Genomic DNA, 18245 nt, shown 5'->3' with positions numbered 1-18245 from the left:
TATCTTTCATTTTACTTTACTTTCACACAAAATGAATCCAAATGACGTTTCAAATCCTGCCTTAGATGCCCATTATTGGGAAAGCAGGTATCAGCAGCAAGATACGCCTTGGGACGCAAGCGCGATTACAGAACCGCTCAAAACTTACATCGATAATTTGGTTGCGACAGAGGCGGCGCAGCACCCCGATTTTTTTCAGATGGTGATATTAGTGCCGGGGGCTGGCAGCGGCTATGAGGCGGAATATCTGCACCGTCTTGGTTTTCAAAATGTTTGGGTTGTGGATATGGCGCAAGCTCCCTTACAGGCATTGCAGGCGCGTGTGCCAAGTTTTGAGGCGAAATATTTGGTAGAATGTGATTTTTTTAAGTTTGAAAAAGAAAATTATTTTGACTTAATTATTGAGCAAACTTTTTTTTGTGCCTTAAATCCTACCTTGCGTCAGGATTATGTTCAAAAAATGGCGAGTCTTTTAAAACCGAATGGCATTTTAGCAGGCTTGCTTTTTGATTTTCCGCTTAAAAAGGAAGGCGACCCACCCTATGGAGGTTGTAAGCAGGAGTACGAAACTTATTTCGCGCCTTATTTTCATATCAAAAAGATAGAACCTTGTTACAATAGCATCAAACCCAGAGCGGGCAAGGAGTTGTTTTTTATTCTTAGAAAAACATAAAAGCAGGGCTTTTTTCAAACTTCTACAAACAAAGCTACTTCGAAAGGGTTATGCTCTTGAATGGAAAACAAGGTGGCTTGCTTTCCAACTTTCTAATATGATGCGCCTTATTTCAAAATACGACTAAACATTATGATTAAATTCTTTGCTTATACTGCTCTTTTGTCTGTTTTGTTGGGTCTGATGGCTTGTGGCAGCACGACGCAGGCAAACAGCCAATCTGTTTCGAAAAATTCAAACACTTCTTCGGAAAACACCATGAACGATAAAAATTTATTTGACTTTAAAGTCAAAACAATAGAAGGCAAAGAGGTTTCTTTAGCCGATTACAAGGGTAAAAAGCTCCTTTTTGTCAATGTGGCTTCTAAATGTGGCTATACAGGTCAGTATGCCGACTTGCAAGCCGTCCATGAAAAATATGGCGATAAGTTGCTAATTTTGGGCTTTCCTGCCAACAATTTTGGCGGTCAGGAGCCGGGTACGAACGAGGAAATTGCCCAATTTTGTTCGCTCAACTATGGCGTTACGTTTCCGATGTTTGAAAAAATTTCGGTAAAAGGCAATGACCAGCACGAACTCTATCAGTGGTTGGCAGAAAAGGCAGGGGGCGAGTCGCCGTCATGGAACTTTTGCAAGTATTTGGTGAGCGAAGACGGTACGAAGGTCGAGTTTTTTGGTTCTTCTACCAATCCTGTGGAGATTGCAGAAAAATTGTAGGGTCTTGCTATAATCCTAATTTTTATTAGTAGCCTACAAAAAAATAGTATTTCAAAAACAATCCTATCCAGAAGCAAGGGCAAAAGGCTCTTGCTTTTTTGTTTTTGGTAAAAATAGCTTCTCTAAGGGGTGCTTTTTTTGAAAGAATTGAGGGCGGGGGTTGTTTTTTTGAGAACAAACGCCTATTTTCGCCTTTGGCTTTTGACTTGCTTTTCTGTTTTTCATCTCACCCTTAATTTAAAACTATGTTTTCGGAAATCTTTTATGCGGTGCTTGCCATTGCAGTTGTGGTAGGTATGGTTGCAGCACTTTTTTACTATGTTCCTGTCAATCTTTGGATAACGGCTATTTTTTCGGGCGTGCGCGTCGGTTTGGGCGACCTTATCGGTATGCGTTTGCGTCGGGTGCAGCCGCATGTGATAGTAGAGTCTATGATTGTGGCTACAAAAGCGGGTCTGCGCGATTTGGAGTTGCAAGATTTGGAAACGCATTATATGGCGGGCGGCAGCGTACATTCGGTAATTAAGGCTTTGATTTCGGCGGAAAAAGCAAACATAGACCTCTCTTTTAATCAAGCGGCGGCGATAGATTTGGCAGGGCGTGATGTTTTTGATGCCGTTCAAATTTCGGTAAATCCCAAAGTTATCAATACGCCTGCTGTGGCGGCAGTGGCGCAAGACGGTATCCAACTGATTGCGAAGGCGCGGGTTACGGTGCGTGCTAATATTACGCAATTAGTGGGCGGTTCGGGTGAAGAAACCATCTTAGCGCGTGTAGGCGAAGGGATTGTAACTTCTATTGGTTCTTCGGTTTCGCACAAAGAGGTATTAGAAAATCCCGATAAAATTTCAAAATTAGTTCTACAAAAAGGCTTAGATGCTGGCACTGCTTTTGAAATTCTTTCCATCGATATTGCCGATATCGATGTAGGTGAAAATATCGGGGCAAAGTTACAAATAGACCAAGCCAATGCCGACTTGAAGGTGGCAGAGGCGAAAGCCGAAGAAAGACGTGCGATGGCAGTAGCGGTAGAGCAGGAAATGCGAGCGAAGGCACAAGCCTCACGCGCCAAAGTAATCGAAGCCGAAGCTGAAGTTCCCAAATCCATTGCCTTTGCACTGCGAGAGGGCAAATTGGGCATCATGGACTACTATCGCATGCGCAACATTCAGGCAGATACACACATGCGCGAGTCTATCGCCTTCCCCGAAGAGGCGATTCCGAAGAAAAATCAGAGTGATGACGACGACGAGTAGCCAAAAAGGGCTAATTTTTTGCAGGTAGGGGCGATTTTGACCCCAGTGATGTTAAATTCTAAAAAATAGGTTCGAATGTAGGGACAAGGCATTGCCTTGTCCGCAGCAAGATTGAAATAAAAAAGGATTTTCAAACCCAAAAATAGGGTGCTGCCCAAATTTTATTTTGTGTCAAATTTGATAAAATAAGGCTTTTTGCAGAACTTAACATTACTGATTTTGACCCTGCTTTTTGTAGGGACAAGACAAATCTTGTCCCTTATGACAAGGGCAGCAGAAAGCTATGTTTTTTCCACTGTCCCACTTATTGTGATGGGGGTAGGTATCAGTATTTTTCCAACGGCTTTTATGCCTTTGAATGGCTATCGTAGAAAAATCAAAATTGCCACTGAAAAAAAGCAAAATCTCGATAAGCTAAAACAACTTTATAATTTTCACTACAATATCTCTATAAAATTTAAAACAGATATTTTTGGAAACGACAAAGTTGAAATTGTACTAAAAATAGAAAGATAAAATTTGTATGTTTTTTACCTAAATCAGTTTCCCTTTCTGTTTGCTCACATAGTCCCAAAGGACGATACCGATACTGACCGAAACGTTGAGGGAGTGCTTGGTGCCGAATTGGGGAATTTCTATGGCTTTATCTACGAAGGGCAAGACCTCCTCGCTTAGTCCGAAGACCTCATTTCCAAAGAGATAGGCGATTTTTTGAGTGGCTTGGGGAAAGAAATTTTGCAGTGCTTCACTCTGATTGGTTTGCTCGATGGCAATAATTTGATAGCCTTCTAATTTTAATTTGCTTACAATTTCTGTAATATTTCCTACATGCGCCCAACTTACGGTTTGGGTTGCTCCTAAGGCGGTTTTTTCAATTTCGCGATGAGGGGGCTGCGCCGTAATGCCACAGAGGTAGATTTTTTCTATCGCAAAAGCGTCGGCGGTGCGGAAGGCAGAGCCTACATTGTGCATACTGCGCAAGTTATCTAAAAGTACGACAACGGGAAACTTGGCAGCCTGTTCAAAGTCGGCGGGCGAAAGGCGTTCAATCTGTTCGGTTTCTAATTTTGTAAGCATAACACAAAAATAGTAAATTAGATTAAGCTATAAAGTTTTTATTTTTGGGAAACAACTCAAAATTTCTTCGCCCTTTGCAACCACAACTAACAACTTTTTAAGAGTTGCTAATTGTGGGTAGTGCGATTCTTTTTGTTGTTATCGGTTAAGCAGTTCCCAAAGTTTATCTTTTAGCAGTTGGATATTTTTCATATTCGCCGAAGAAATAAAAAGGTGTGGCAAATCGGTAGGCAGTTCGGCACTGGTGAGTTTTTCTAATTCTTCATCTAAGAGGTCAGATTTAGAGATAGCCAAGAACCGTTTTTTGTCTAAAAGTTCGGGATTATAGCGTCGAAGTTCGTCTAAAAGAATGTCGTATTCTTTTCGTATATTTTTAGCATCAGCAGGCACTAAAAAAAGTAGAATGGAATTTCGCTCTATATGACGCAAAAAGCGTAAGCCCAAGCCGCGCCCTTCGGCTGCCCCTTCGATGATACCGGGAATATCGGCAACGACAAAGGAACGGTCGTCGCGATACGGCACTACGCCCAAATTAGGCGCAAGCGTGGTAAAGGCATAGTCTGCGATTTTGGGTTTGGCAGCAGAAATAACCGAAAGCAGCGTAGATTTCCCTGCATTGGGAAAGCCCACTAAGCCTACATCAGCCAAGATTTTAAGCTCGAAGTAGATGTACTTTTCTATGGCTGGCTCGCCGGGCTGTGCGTACTGCGGTGCCTGTGTGGTAGGGGTAGCAAAATGGGTATTTCCCAAGCCCCCTCTACCCCCTTTGACGATAACAACCTCCTGTTCGGGGTGCATAATTTCTGCCAACACTTCTTCGGTTTCGGCATCTTTGATGAGTGTCCCGATAGGCACTTCCACGATTATATCCTTACCCTGTTTGCCAAAACATTTGGCTGCCCCTCCATTTTGTCCATCTTCTGCCATGATGTGCTTGCGATAGCGCAAGTGGAGCAGCGTCCAGAGGTGCGGATTGCCCTTGACGATAATATGTCCGCCCCTTCCCCCGTCGCCCCCGTCGGGACCGCCATTGGGGACAAACTTTTCTCTGCGAAAATGTACCGAGCCTGCGCCGCCTTTTCCTGAACGGCAATAGATTTTGATAAAATCTATAAAATTTTCTGAAGTATCCATAAATAAGTTGCTGCGAGTAGGCGGCAAACGCCTTTTTTCAAACGGCAAAGATACAGATTTTTAAAATAGCGAAAGGATTTTTCCCAAAAAGAGCAGTAGGAAAAGCGGTAAAATACGCAAGCAGTTGGCAGAGTTCAATTTTTTTTCATATTATTGTATTGCCTATGGATTAGCTCGGTTTAGAAAGGGACAAAGAATGGCTTTTGTCTAAGACAAGCCCAAAAGTGATTTTTCTGAAAGCCGCCCCCTATAAAGGGTTACTTTTGCGAAAATCAAACCCGATTGAAGCCGCATTATACACTAAAAAACGACACTATGCACGCCGCAACTCTCTTGCTCAATGCACTCGATTTTTCATTGCCTTTGAAAAATCCTGTTCTTATTTTTGCTTTAATTTTGTTTATCATTCTCTTTTCGCCTTTGCTTTTAAATAAGCTCAAAATTCCACACCTGATAGGGCTTATTATGGCAGGTGCGGTTATTGGCACACATGGGCTAAATTTGATGAGCAGAGATAGTAGTATTGTGCTTTTTGGTACGGTAGGCTTGCTCTACATTATGTTTTTGGCAGGCTTGGAAATAGATTTGGCAGAGTTTAAAAAGAACGGGCGCAAGAGTCTTTTTTTTGGCTTCCTGACTTTTTCGCTGCCCATGATTTTGGGCGTAGGAGCAGGGCTTTATTTGCTCGATTTTAGCCTGATGACTTCGGTTTTGCTTGCTTCCATGCTTGCCTCGCACACACTTATTGCCTATCCTTTGGTGAGCAAACTGGGCGTATCAAAAAATCGCTCGGTCAGTATTACCGTTGCTGGAACGCTTATCACCGATACGCTTTCGCTTTTGGTCTTGGCAGTAATTGTAGGCATGAGTGCAGGGCAACTCACCAACGAATTTTGGATACGCTTGGTCATTTCCGTTATCCTCTTTGCCCTTATCGTGATGCTCGGATTTCCCCTTATCGGGCGGTGGTTTTTCAAACGCTTCGAAGATAGTATTTCGCAATATATTTTTGTCTTGGCGATGGTCTTTTTGGGCGCGTTTTTAGCCGAAGCCGCAGGTATGGAAGCCATTATCGGCGCATTTTTGGCAGGCTTGGCACTGAATCGTCTGATTCCGCGCACTTCGCCTTTGATGAATCGGATTGAATTTGTGGGAAATGCCCTTTTCATTCCCTTTTTTCTGATTGGAGTGGGCATGCTCATCGACTACCGCGCTTTTTTCAAAGACCTCGAAACGCTCAAAGTCGCCAGCGTGATGACCTTTGTGGCGTTGTTGTCTAAATTTTTAGCCGCTTTTTTTACCCAAAAAGCCTTTAAATTTAATAAAAACGAACTCAAACTCATGTTCGGATTGAGTGCCGCACGTGCCGCCGCTACTTTGGCAGCCGTCTTGATTGGCTACAATATTATTTTGGGTACTGATGCCGCAGGGCAGCCCATTCGCTTATTAAATGAAAGTGTTTTGAATGGTACAATTTTAATGATTCTCATTACCTGTACCGTTGCCTCCTTCCTTTCTCAACAAGGCGCACAAGCCCTTGCCTTAGCCGATGCCGCCGCCGATAGCGAGGGCAAATCTGAAAGCGAGGAGCGTATTCTTATTCCGATTGCAAACCTCGAAAATGCCGAAGAATTAGTCAATTTGAGCATTACCGTCAAATCTAAGCGCAACAAAGATGGCGTTTTCGCCCTCAACGTCATCAATAACACGACGGGCGATAGCCAAGCCGAAAAAAATGCGCACAAGATTTTAGACCGCGCCACAGAAGTTGGGGCTGCCACAGACATCAAAATCCAGCAACTTTTGCGATACGACCTCAATATCGTCAATGCCATTACCAGCGTTATCAAAGAGCATAAAATTACGGATATGATTATTGGTTTGCATAGAAAAGGTAACCTTTCTGATTCTTTTTTAGGCACGCTTACCGAGGGTATCCTAACCAAGTGCAACACCACAACGCTTATCTACAAGCCGCATCAACCCTTAGCCACTATCAATCGCCACATTATCCTCATTCCCGAAAAGGCGGAGCGCGAAATTGGTTTTCCTTTTTGGCTTATTAAATTGTGGAATATTGGTAGGAATACAGGTGCAAAATTAGTTTTTTACGCAACTGAAAATACAATTTTTTATCTAAAAGAAATACAAGCCCAAAATCCTATCGACCTCGAATTTCATATTTTTGATGATTGGGAGGATTTTCTCATCATTTCGCGCGAGGTAAAAGTGAATGACAATTTGATGGTGGTCATGAGCCGCAAAAATCACCCTTCTTATACGCCACAAATGAACAAAATACCGAGCTATCTAAACAAATATTTTAATCATAATAATTTTACACTCATCTATCCCATACAGGCAGGCGTGATGGCTGAAAGTTATATGAACCTGAAAAATCCGCCTATTTTAGAACCCTTACAAGAAAATCTAAACCGCTTAGATGAATTTGGTAAAAATTTAGGCAAATATTTTTCAAAAAACAAGTAGAAAAAACGACATGGCTGCAAATATTCGCGAAATTCTCAAAACATATTGGGGCTACGACGCTTTTCGTCCTTTGCAGGAAGACATCATTGCCGCCACTTTGAGCGGCTACGATACCCTTGCCCTGATGCCTACGGGAGGGGGGAAATCTATCTGTTTTCAAGTGCCTGCCTTAGCTATGGAGGGGGTCTGTTTGGTCGTAACGCCCCTGATTGCCTTGATGAAAGACCAAGTTTTCCAACTTCGCAAGCGCAAAATTCCCGCTGCCGCTATCTTTTCGGGCATGCATCAAAAAGAAATTGATTTAGTTTTGGAATGGGCTGCAATAGGCAAAATCAAGTTCCTCTATCTTTCCCCCGAAAGGCTCAAAACAAACCTTTTCCGCGAGCGGCTCAAACGCATGCAAGTGGGGCTTTTGGCAATCGACGAGGCGCACTGCATTTCGCAATGGGGCTACGATTTTCGTCCGCCCTACACCGAAATTTATCAAATTCGCGAACTACTGCCCAAAACACCTTGCCTTGCCCTTACTGCTACGGCTACGCCAAAAGTAAAACAAGACATCATGGAAAAATTACATTTTCCTGATAGTGCAAAAGTATTTATTAAAAGTTTTGCAAGGGCAAACCTCTCTTATTCGGTTTTTTATGAAGAAGATAAGCCTAAAAAAGTTTTACAAATTCTAAAAAATGTGCAAGGTTCGGCTATTATTTATTTGAGAAGTAGAGCGGCTTGCAAAGAAATGGCGGCTTGGCTTCGCAAGCAAGGTATCTCTGCCGATTATTACCATGCAGGACTGACGCAGGAGCAGCGCAATACCGTTCAGCAGTCGTGGATAGAGGGTAAAATTCGCCTTATCGCTGCCACCAACGCTTTTGGAATGGGCATTGATAAGCCCGATGTGCGCCTTGTCATTCATACTGAACTGCCCGATTCGCTCGAAGCCTACTATCAGGAAGCAGGGCGTGCAGGTAGGGACGAAAAAAAAGCATACGCCGTCTTGCTTTACAACCAAAATGATATTCAAAATCTAACAAAAAGAACATTACAGGCACACCCCAGCAGCGCAATCATTAGAAAAACATATCAATCTTTGGCAAATTATTTTAAAATTGCGGTAGGAAGTTTTCCCAAAGATAGTTTTGATTTTGATATAGAAGATTTTTACAAAAAATTTAACATTCCTTATACAGAGGCTTACTATTCTCTAAAAAAGTTGGAAGAACAAGAGTTTATACAACTATCAGAAAGTTTTTATTTGCCTTCAAAATTGCATTTTCTCCTGACTTCACAAGATTTATACAATTATCAAATTCGCTATCCCGAAATGGATTCTTTTATCAAAACGTTGATGCGTCTTTATGGGGGACTTTTTTCGGCTTATGTTTCGATACAAGAGAAAAAAATTGCGACACAGGCAAAAATTACACCTTTTGAAACAAAAAATAAGTTAGAATTTTTAGCACAAACGGGCGTATTGGATTACATACCACAAAAAGACGCGCCCCAACTGCAATTTCTCACCGAACGGTATGGGGCAGCGGATTTGCCCCTCAATGAAGCGTTTTTGGCTTTTCGTAAAAATGACGCACTCGACAAAATCTCTGCCATGACGCAATATGTTCAAAATCAGGTGCGCTGTCGAACCCAAGTTTTGCTGGAATATTTTGGTGAGATAACCGACCAAATTTGTGGCGTTTGTGATGTTTGTATTCAGAAAAAGAAACAAAGCTCGACTACACAACTGCTTAAAAATGAGCAAGATACTGCAAAAATTAGCACCGCCATACTGCAAATGCTCACCTCCGAACCAATAGAATTGCGACTTCTTGTAGAAAAAATTAGCACTCATCAGGGCATCTTGCAAAGTGAAAAAATTATGACCGCTCTGAAAAAACTATTAGAAGAGGAGCTAATTGCACGCAATCAATTTGGTGAAATTTATAAAAAATAAACTTTAAAAATTAAATCATAAAAACTATGCAACTCATTCCTGCCATCGATTTGATAGAGGGCAAATGTGTTCGCCTCACAAAGGGCGACTACAATACTTCTAAAATTTACAATGCCGACCCTTTGGTGCAGGCACAAATTTTTGAAGAAAAGGGCATTACGCGCCTACACATGGTCGATTTGGACGGTGCTAAGGCGCGTGAGCCAAAGCACCTAAGCATTTTAGAAAAAATTGCAACTAAAACCAATCTAATAATAGATTATGGGGGTGGTATTACAACCTTGCAAGCGGCGCAGGAAGTTCTAAATAGGGGGGCAGAAATGGTCAATATTGGCAGTTTGGCGGTGAAACAACCAGACCATTTTTGGGAAATGTTAGCACTTTTGGGAGGTGAAAAAGTCCTTTTGGCGGCAGATGTAAAGCAGGAGCATTTGCTTACCAGCGGTTGGCTTGAAGGCAGCACTTGGCATATTTTTGATTTCATAGAAACGCATCAAAAGAAGGGGCTTACGCAATTTTTTTGCACAGATATAGACAAAGATGGTGCATTAGAAGGTATAAACTTAGAACTGTATCAGAAACTAAGGGCGCGTTTTCCAGAGCTTACACTTATTGCCAGCGGTGGGGTGAGTTCGCAACAAGACCTTGACGATTTGGCTACGGCAGGTATTGATGGCGTGATTGTTGGAAAAGCTATTTATGAAAATAAAATTTTGATTTAGTTTTTTTGAAAGCTAATCATTTTTAAATGGATTAGCTTTCATTTTGCCATTTATCTACCAAATAAAAATTATGATTTTTTCTATAATAGGCGTTTTTGGCTTGGAAATTTGTGGGAGATTTTGTAGGTTTAGGTTACTTTTTCGTGGTCTTGGTTTGATAAATAGTCCTTTATAGCCTTTGTGGGTTGTAGAAAAACTTTTGCAACCACACTTTACAGCATATTGCTACTTCTGTACTACGTAAGATTTAGCAATTATAGATAATGATTAAAAATAAATATTGGAGCGATTTTTATTCGTAACAACAAGAAATAAAGGGTACTTACAACGATTGGGACAGTTTTTGCATCAAGTAGTTGGTGTATAAACTTTGATAGGTATGTTTTTATTTGCCTATTCTATTGCAGGTAGCCAGTGCGTAGTGTCATTAAGTTTATTTTTTGCAATTATTTTTTTCAAAATATAATAGTTAAAAAAATAAAAGTTATGTTTTTTATAAAATTTTTTAATTTGTTATTATTTAACTTTGTTTGTTATAAATACTACTGTTTTTTTGTTTTGATTTTGTGTAAATCTTATAACCATTAGACTAATATTTTCATTGCCCATTTGATTAGCAGATTGTGCGAAAAAAATGCTATCTTGCAGCCTTATTGATGTTAAAAAGTCTGCAAACACAATCTTTTAATCCAGTTTTTTCATGAAATATCAAAATATTAGAGAAGAAGCTATCAAAAATAAGGTAGCACAAGATTATTTTTGGCTTTACAACTGCACAGAGATTATCGGCAATGTAGATTTTTGTGTTTGTATGCACCAATCCTCGCGCGAAATTTTTGAGCAGGAATCGCTTTTATGGGCAGAAGCTAAAAAAGGTAGTTCAGATATTTACAAATCTATTGTGCAGCTAATTCTAACCATTGGCAAGGCGCGAACCTTCGATACCTACCTTCCACCTGCCTTTTTGGGTGCTTTTGATGGTGAAAAGATAGCTTTTGTTCCGTATAATAATATTTATGAAATTTTTTATCTAAATGATTTCAACTGGAATGTTACCCCTTCCGACCATGAAAGCAAAGAATTTAAGCTCATTTATGAAAAAGTAAAGAAAACAATCGAAATAAAAGCTCTTTTGTTTTTTTATGAAAAAGACGACTATGAGCTTAAAAAATTTATAAAAGAGAACTTTATCGTAGGTAGATTTGGACTAACTAAGACAAAAATTGATAAAAATAATTTCATAACAATTTACAATAAATGGCTACAAACTGTCAAGCCCACGATTGCTGTTAAGTGGGATATTGCCAAGCAAGGCGGTATTATTGATGGTGATTTTTATTTGGCAGATTTGCTTTCTAATGAAAATATAACGCTAAAAGAAAAACTTTTTGTACTATTAAAACAAAATCACTATGTTTTAGATAGAAAGTTAAATAAAATGGGTATGTTTGATGAAACAAAAACCTCTTTTACCGACAACCAAGTAGCGCATACACAGTTTTGGAATAAATACGAGCGTCCGCCGAAGGAAGAGTATTGGGACTATATCGTCGAGCGCAGAGATTTGCTTGTCCCGCAGGACATACGCGAGCGAAAAGGTAGCTTTTTCACGCCCCAAATTTGGGTAGAACTTTCCCAAAAATATTTAGCGTCGGTCTTAGGTCAGGATTGGCAAGATGAGTATTTTATTTGGGATTGTGCGGCAGGCACAGGTAATTTATTAAATGGTTTAACGAATAAGTATCAGGTTTGGGCATCTACTTTGGACAAACAAGACGTAGATGTGATGCACGACCGTATCAAAAATGGGGCAAATTTAATAGAAGAAAATGTCTTTCAATTTGATTTTCTAAATGACGATTTTTCAAAACTTCCTTCTTCCTTACAAGCAATTATCAATAATCCTGAAAAAAGAAAAAAACTAATTATCTACATCAATCCGCCTTATGCGGAGGCTACAACAGCCAAAACGGTTACGGGTACAGGTGAAAATAAGGCAGGGGTAGCAAAAAGTCATTCAGTTAGGGAACTATATCGGTCAAAAATAAATGGAGCTGCTAACGAGGTTTTTGCTCTGTTTATGGCACGCATTTATGATAAAATTCCTGATGTGAAATTAGCACAATTCTCTACATTCAAATTTGTTCAGGGTACAAATTTTATAAAATTTCGTCAATTTTTTTATGCAAAATTTCTAACAGGTTTTTTGGTACGAGCAAACACGTTTGACAATGTGAAGGGCAGTTTTCCTATCGGTTTTACGGTATGGGACACTTCCAAAAAAGAAAAAATAAATGAAATTGTTTGCGATATTATCGAAAATAATGGTAACAAAAATGGTGAGAAAAGTTTTTATGGCGATTTGCCTGCAAGCATCAATAAGTGGATAAAAATTTATGACAATGGTGCTAATGAGCATATTGGTTACATGGATAATTCAGGAACGGATTTTCAAAATCAAAAATTCTTGAACTTGTCTAATACAAAAGGAACACGTCATGTAAATTATTATGCCTTTACTATAAATAATATCTTTCAAGGTTGTATCTACTTTGCCGTTCGCCACTGCATAGAAGCGACTTGGCTCAATGACCGCGACCAATTTTTATCGCCTCAACAGGGTTGGGAAAACGATTTAGAATTTCAAACAGATTGTTTAGCTTTTACGCTCTTTCATGGTCAGAATAGAATATCGAGCGAGGAGGGCGTTAATCATTGGATACCTTTTACCGAGCAGGAAGTTGGGGCAAAAGCTAAATTTGAAAGTAATTTTATGACGGATTTTATAAAAGGAAAATTGAAGCCTAACGGCAACGGAAATTTGTTAGAATCGGAAAAAATTAGAACAATTCCGTTATCATTTTCGGTTCAAGCTACTGCTGTTTTTGCGTCGGGTCGTGCTTTGTGGCAATATTACCACAGTCAGGAATTTACCAAAACGCATGGCGGCGTTGTCATGCAGATGGGCGAATACAACGCCAATGCAAGCCTTTATGACATCAGGGCGCATTTTCAGGGCAGAAATGCAAAAGGTCGTATGAATAGCAAAAGCGAAGACGCACATTATACTAAGTTAGTTAGCGATTTGAGAGAAAATCTCAAAATTTTAGCAAGTAGTATCGAACCAAAAATCTATAAATACGGTTTTTTGAGAAAGTAAAATAACAACTATTTTAAATTTGTTGTCTGATATATTTTATTGATTTAAAGCTAATTTCTTTCTTTTTATCATTTTTAAGTAAGATTCAAATTCCTGACTATTAAGCGCATTAAGCGTATCAGCCACAGTAAGACCTGCCTTTTGCGCAATCCAAACGCCAAACTGCGTATCTTCAATACCTGCTATCGAGTGGGCATCGGGGCAGATGGCAATTTTTACCCCTTTTTCAATGGCATAGCCTACCTGTTGCCAATCCAAATCGAGGCGATAGGGGTTGGCATTGATTTCTATGGCAACTTGGTGCGTGGCACAGGCTTCTATAATTGCTTGAAAATCAAGTGGATAGCCTTCACGTGAGAGTAAAAGCCTACCTGTGGGGTGTCCCAAGATAGTAGTAAAAGGGTTTTGAATGGCTTTCAAAAGGCGTTCAGTCGCTTTTTCCTGACTCATTTTCAAACCGCTATGAACAGAGGCAATTACAAAGTCAAAAGTTTCTAAAATTTTAGGTTCATAATCTAAATCGCCATTGGCTAAAATGTCGGCTTCTATGCCCTTAAAGATGCGAAAAGTTGGATTTTGGGCGTTCCACTGGTCTATTCGCGCTTGCTGTGCCAAAACCCTTTCGGGTGTAAGTCCGCCTGCATAGTGAGCCGCCTGCGAATGGTCGGTTAGTCCTAAATAAGTAAAACCTTTTTGAGCGCAAGCCTGCGCCATCTCTTCCAAACTCTGTTTGCCGTCGCTATCAGTAGAATGGGCGTGTAAAATACCTTTTATATGATTTAGTTCTAAAAGCGGACTGTTCTTTTTTTGCGTTTGAATATAAAAAAAATCTTCAAATAGTCCCTCGCGCAAAGGCGGCGGCGGCATTTCTAAGCCACAGGCAGCATATACTTCGGCTTCGCTTTTGAAACTATTTTTGTTCGGATTTGAAAGTTGGTGGCGATAACTTTCTTGACAGAGGCTTAAAAGGGTCTTGCCCGAAGTGCCTACCTTTTGCAGATGCGCCTGCGAACCTGTTTTTTCTACTACTTTTGCATAAAAAGAGGCAGAAGTAGTAAGATAAAAAACTACTTGTATCTCTTTTAAATGCGTTTCTTCAAAATAGCCGCGCCAAGTATAAGGATTTGACTGCGCTTTATCAAATACAAGGCTTTCTATTTGGTGCAGATTTTCAAAAATAGTAGTTCTCTGTGTTTCAAAGTCTGCAATTCCTACCACAAACGCTATTTCGCTAATAGTGGGCATTTTTCGGCGAAATTCCCCTACCTGCTGATAAATTTGCAGGTGAGGATTTTTTTCTTGTAGGCTTTGAAGGCTTTTTTGTAGGTGCAGACTCAATAGCTGCGCTGTATCTAACCTTACTTTTCCTGCTTGTTGGTTTAAAAAAACAATTTGTTCGGCAATATTTTGAGCTGTCTTTTCGCCAAAACCTTTCAAGGCACTGACACTGCCCTTTTCCAAAGCCTCCTTCAAATCGTCTAAACTTTCAATTTTTAGTTCCTGCCAAAGGCGACGCACTTTTTTTGCTCCTAAGCCCTTGATTTTCAAGACTTCAAAAAGACCTGCGGGAGTTTTTTGCTCTAATTGTTGCAATTTTTCAAAAAAGCCTTGTGCTTGTATCTGTTCAAATTTTTGGATATGATTTTTAGAAAATCCTAACCTTTCCAATTCTTTTTCGGAAGTTTGGGCTACCTCTTGGCTGATGCTATTAATTTTAAAAATTAGATTTTGATAGTTTCTAATCTGAAATTCGTTTTCGCCCAATAGCTCCATAAGTTGGGCTGTCTTCTCAAAAATTTTGATAAAATCTTTGTTTTTCATTAGGTAAAATCGTTTTTAAAAAAGTCTTGAAAATAGTTTATTGAGCATTTGTATTTTTTTATCCAAAAAAATGCGATTCGTTTTTGGAAACAAACCCCTCTTTTTGTGGTTGCTTTGCACTACAAAAGGAGGGATTTTTTAGATGCCAAACCGTTTAGATTTTGGATTTAATAAGATTGATGCGAAGGACTTATTCCTTCACAAAACGGCGCACCGCTACACGTTGTCCCTCTTTCCAAATCGAAACCAAGTAGCTTCCTTTTTGGAGGTTTTGTGCAGGAATTTCCATAACTCCTTTGTTTTCAGATGTTTGTGTCTGGAAAAGATTTCTTCCCGTTAGGTCGTGAACAGTAAGGGCGATACTTTCTTGCGTCTGCAATTCGTATGCAATCCAAACTTTTTCTGTGGTTGGATTGGGGAAAAGATTGACAAGTTCGCCTTGTGCTAAATTGTCGATGCCCGTTGGTTCGGTTGTTTGGTCTACGGGTTCTACATCAAGGGAATACTGGATAGAATTGGTGTTGCGAATTTCGAAATCATAGCGCGAAACGATAATAAAAAATTGGTCAAAATTTGTACCATTCGTTACCTCAATTTCTTTGCTATCAATTCCACCTTGTACCTCGAACGCGCCTGTGCTGCTATTGATTTTCAAAAGTTGCATGGCAACCTCGCTGCTATTGACAACCAGTTTGATTTTAAACTTTTGTTGTGAAGTATTTAGGCGAATGTAATCGCGACTGAAACGCAATAGGCGGCTATTTCCTTGCCCACTGCTGTAAGTGGTGGCAGTTCCCGAAAAGGTGAAATTATTTTCTGTGCGTACTCCTGTGCGCCCCGTAAAACGGCGAAGGCTTGTTTTGTAGTCTTCGGCACGCTCGAAGGTATAGACTCCTGCGCCGCTGCTATTGGTTAGAAGTTGGCTCGCAATAGAAAAATCGTTGAAAATTTGCTTTAAATTCCTACCCGTAACTTCATTGAGGGAGGCATTGAGGGCTACAATTTCATCTTCGCTGCGGATTTTTTCCCACGTCTTGCGGATAATCTCATAAGTAGCGGCTTCTTCGATGTATTGCATCAAAATCCAACCGCCATACCAATGTCCTTGAAAGTTACGAAATTCAGACCAGCCTTGGTCGGCGAAGTTGAGGTTTGTGGCTACGTCGGGGGCATCGAAAAGGCTTGGTAGGTACTGCAAATTGTCGTCTGCACCTGCAAAGACCTCATCTTCCATCCAAGCGGCAGTAGATTCGTAAATCCACGCCGAAGGGTTGCGAAGGCGAAAATCTACGCGATAGCCCATCTGAATGGCATGGAAAAATTCGTGTGCCGCCGTAACATTCAAAGCCACATCTTGATTGCCAAAGCCGCGATAATTGTGGCGCATTGCCATAAAACTTGTGCCTGCATTACTCTCTACAGGCGAAGAATTTGGATTGTCGCCGATAATGTCTTCGGGCTGCACATAACCATACAAACCTTCGCCGATGTCGAAGATATAGACATCATACAAGTCTGAACCGCCAATACCCTCGTCAGAAGGTGGGAAAATGTAACCTTGTCGGGTGATTTCGTCATCATAGACTTTTTCGAAAGCCGTTATCATTTTTTCAATGTAGTCGGGCGTTCCGTTGCCGTTGTTGTCGGCTACGTCGATGGCATCTGACCCAACAAGTGTAAAGTGAAAGGCGAAATGTTCGGACTCGACTACTTGTTCGCTGGCAAGGCTTGGGCGGTCTTCAAATTGTTGGAATACTTGTTTTGCCTCGTCGGTTAGCTCGTCCCACGAACCTTTTACCTGCAAAAGTAGGGGGGTTAGGCAGTTTTTATGTATCTGGTTGCGCCCGTCTGCGTGTGAGTGGTTGTGGCTTTGTACTTCTTGGAAAGCGGCGATAAGTTCCGAAGAAAGTTGGTAATTAGGCGAATTTTGCGCCTCTGCGATAGGAATTTGCAAGCCTAAGCCTATTGCAAGTCCGAGTAGGTATTTTTTCATGGGACTAAATATTTGAAAACAAAAAATAAACGGTGGAAGGAGCGGTGCTTTGAGGGCAGGGCTTCTCGAAGTGGTTTTTTCCTAACAGACGAAGGTCTATGAGGCGAAGTGGCAAAGGTGCGCTTTTCTTTTGTTTTTTTTCAAATAAAAGTCTTAAAAAAACAAAATGCGGCTCTGCCATTTGTTTTTTCTATCCCAAAAAAGCGTTGGGGCAGGTATTTTTATGCAATTTACGAAAAAAAATAAGGTCTTGACAAATTTATTCTGTGTTTGGATTCGTTCCCAATCTACATCGAGGGAAAGATAATAGCTTCTATAACTCACAAACCCTGCTGCGTTGTTTTCGTTTTCTCTGCCATAGAGCATTTTGTTTGCGCTATAGCCCACACTTAGGCTCAAAAAAGCAACCTTCGAGCGAGCAGGCAGAGGAGAAAAGGAGAGCCAATATCGCTGTCCGTTGTAGTCTTTCAAGAGCCGTTCCATAAAATTCGAACCCAACACATTGGGGCGCAAGGGAGCGTATGGCGAGGGCTGATATGAAAATTTGAGCTTGATTTTCTGCCTATGATGCCGATTTGAAAAGGCAAGTTCTTGTCCGATAAAAAGGAAACTGCCAAAGGCATTTGCGCCTAAATCGGAAAGACTTGCGCCATAAGCTGCCGAAAAGCCGTCTAAGATTTCTACGGGTAGCAGCATCAGAAAGCCCAAACTGCCGCCTACCCAAGTAGCGATTTTGCGATTTTTGGGGGTATCGGGTAGGCTTTTTCGGAAAAAGGCTTCGCCTAAGCGTCCTATTTGATAAGTAGTGTAGGCGTGTCCGAGCTTGTCCATTTGTCGCCATTGGGGGCTATCATCAAAAAAATGAAAAGGGCTGCGCGGTGCTTTTGCATACCAAAGCCTATCTAATCCGTACAGACCTGCACCGTAGGCAGTGCCTAAGCCCAGAAAAGGCACAAACTTTGTTTTTTTCTTCGTTTCTTTGTTTGCCGTCTGTTTTTGGGGCAGTGAGTCTGAAAGTGCAAATTTGCCCTTCTCTGCACCCTTGCAAAGGGGGATTAGGGCGGCTAAAAAAAGAGCATAAATCCAACCTAATTTGGAAATTTTGCGTTTTATCATTATCTTTCCTCTGTTTTGGGTAGTAAAAGCTGTTTTTTTTGTATCTTTATTGCAGAAATGGCTTTGAAAAAGTGGTCGTCTTCTCTGTCGTTTGTTTTGGTTAGAAAAGTTAGGCAGAGTTGGTGTTTGAAACGA

At 40.7% G+C, this 18245-nt stretch carries 13 protein-coding genes; 8 read left to right on the top strand and 5 right to left on the bottom strand.

All coding sequences use genetic code 11. From position 1 onward, the window contains the following. Positions 1 to 31: 31 nt before the first annotated feature. The 4 genes from G500_RS0103315 to G500_RS0103290 all read left to right on the top strand — a co-directional run bounded on the left by G500_RS0103315 (position 32) and on the right by G500_RS0103290 (position 3162). Positions 32 to 673 carry a methyltransferase domain-containing protein gene (locus tag G500_RS0103315; protein WP_027001560.1) on the top strand — a complete coding sequence of 214 codons (642 nt, stop codon included), beginning with the start codon at positions 32 to 34 and terminating at the stop codon, positions 671 to 673. A 132-nt stretch (positions 674 to 805) separates the two neighbouring features. Then, the gene (locus G500_RS0103310; protein WP_245574456.1) at positions 806 to 1390 is read left to right on the top strand and encodes a glutathione peroxidase; all 585 of its coding nucleotides are present in this window, start codon (positions 806 to 808) and stop codon (positions 1388 to 1390) included. A 245-nt stretch (positions 1391 to 1635) separates the two neighbouring features. Next, positions 1636 to 2646, top strand: coding sequence for a flotillin-like protein FloA (gene floA, locus G500_RS0103300; protein ID WP_035756181.1), 1011 nt, complete (start codon positions 1636 to 1638; stop codon positions 2644 to 2646). Positions 2647 to 2865: 219 nt separating this feature from the next. After that, entirely contained in the window at positions 2866 to 3162 is a 297-nt protein-coding gene (locus G500_RS0103290) for a hypothetical protein (RefSeq protein ID WP_161626069.1), read from the top strand. An 18-nt stretch (positions 3163 to 3180) separates the two neighbouring features. On the opposite strand, the gene G500_RS0103285 is transcribed toward G500_RS0103290, so the two are convergent. Both G500_RS0103285 and obgE read right to left on the bottom strand, forming a co-directional pair. Further along, positions 3181 to 3723, bottom strand: coding sequence for an RNA methyltransferase (locus G500_RS0103285; RefSeq protein WP_027001556.1), 543 nt, complete (start codon positions 3721 to 3723; stop codon positions 3181 to 3183). Positions 3724 to 3861: 138 nt separating this feature from the next. Continuing rightward, positions 3862 to 4857, bottom strand: coding sequence for a GTPase ObgE (obgE, locus tag G500_RS0103280; RefSeq protein WP_027001555.1), 996 nt, complete (start codon positions 4855 to 4857; stop codon positions 3862 to 3864). 315 nt (positions 4858 to 5172) lie between these two features. Between obgE and G500_RS0103275 the strand changes: the two genes are divergently transcribed. The 4 genes from G500_RS0103275 (at position 5173) to G500_RS0103260 (ending at position 13180) form a co-directional block, all read left to right on the top strand. Beyond that, positions 5173 to 7347 (top strand): cation:proton antiporter, encoded by a 2175-nt coding sequence (locus G500_RS0103275; RefSeq protein ID WP_027001554.1) that lies wholly within the window; start codon positions 5173 to 5175, stop codon positions 7345 to 7347. 10 nt (positions 7348 to 7357) lie between these two features. Then, entirely contained in the window at positions 7358 to 9298 is a 1941-nt protein-coding gene (locus G500_RS0103270; protein ID WP_027001553.1) for a RecQ family ATP-dependent DNA helicase, read from the top strand. Positions 9299 to 9324: 26 nt separating this feature from the next. Further along, positions 9325 to 10020, top strand: a complete 696-nt coding sequence (hisA, locus tag G500_RS0103265) for a 1-(5-phosphoribosyl)-5-[(5-phosphoribosylamino)methylideneamino]imidazole-4-carboxamide isomerase (RefSeq protein ID WP_035756178.1) — start codon at positions 9325 to 9327, stop codon at positions 10018 to 10020. Between the two features lie 700 nt (positions 10021 to 10720). Further along, the gene (locus G500_RS0103260) at positions 10721 to 13180 is read left to right on the top strand and encodes a hypothetical protein (RefSeq protein ID WP_027001551.1); all 2460 of its coding nucleotides are present in this window, start codon (positions 10721 to 10723) and stop codon (positions 13178 to 13180) included. A 36-nt stretch (positions 13181 to 13216) separates the two neighbouring features. Here the strand turns inward: G500_RS0103260 and G500_RS0103255 are convergent, their stop codons facing one another. The 3 genes from G500_RS0103255 to G500_RS22140 form a co-directional block, all read right to left on the bottom strand. Beyond that, positions 13217 to 15001 carry a DNA polymerase/3'-5' exonuclease PolX gene (locus G500_RS0103255; protein ID WP_027001550.1) on the bottom strand — a complete coding sequence of 595 codons (1785 nt, stop codon included), beginning with the start codon at positions 14999 to 15001 and terminating at the stop codon, positions 13217 to 13219. Positions 15002 to 15191: 190 nt separating this feature from the next. Beyond that, complete coding sequence (locus G500_RS0103245; protein WP_027001549.1) at positions 15192 to 16994, bottom strand: MXAN_6640 family putative metalloprotease; 1803 nt, start codon at positions 16992 to 16994, stop codon at positions 15192 to 15194. A gap of 153 nt (positions 16995 to 17147) precedes the next feature. After that, positions 17148 to 18110, bottom strand: coding sequence for a DUF2279 domain-containing protein (locus tag G500_RS22140; protein ID WP_051203243.1), 963 nt, complete (start codon positions 18108 to 18110; stop codon positions 17148 to 17150). Positions 18111 to 18245: the final 135 nt, after the last annotated feature.

This window comes from Hugenholtzia roseola DSM 9546, from assembly GCF_000422585.1.
Taxonomy (GTDB): Bacteria; Bacteroidota; Bacteroidia; order Cytophagales; family Bernardetiaceae; genus Hugenholtzia; species Hugenholtzia roseola.
Note: the sequence above shows the minus strand (reverse complement) of the source record. Positions and strands in the feature narration are given on the sequence as shown.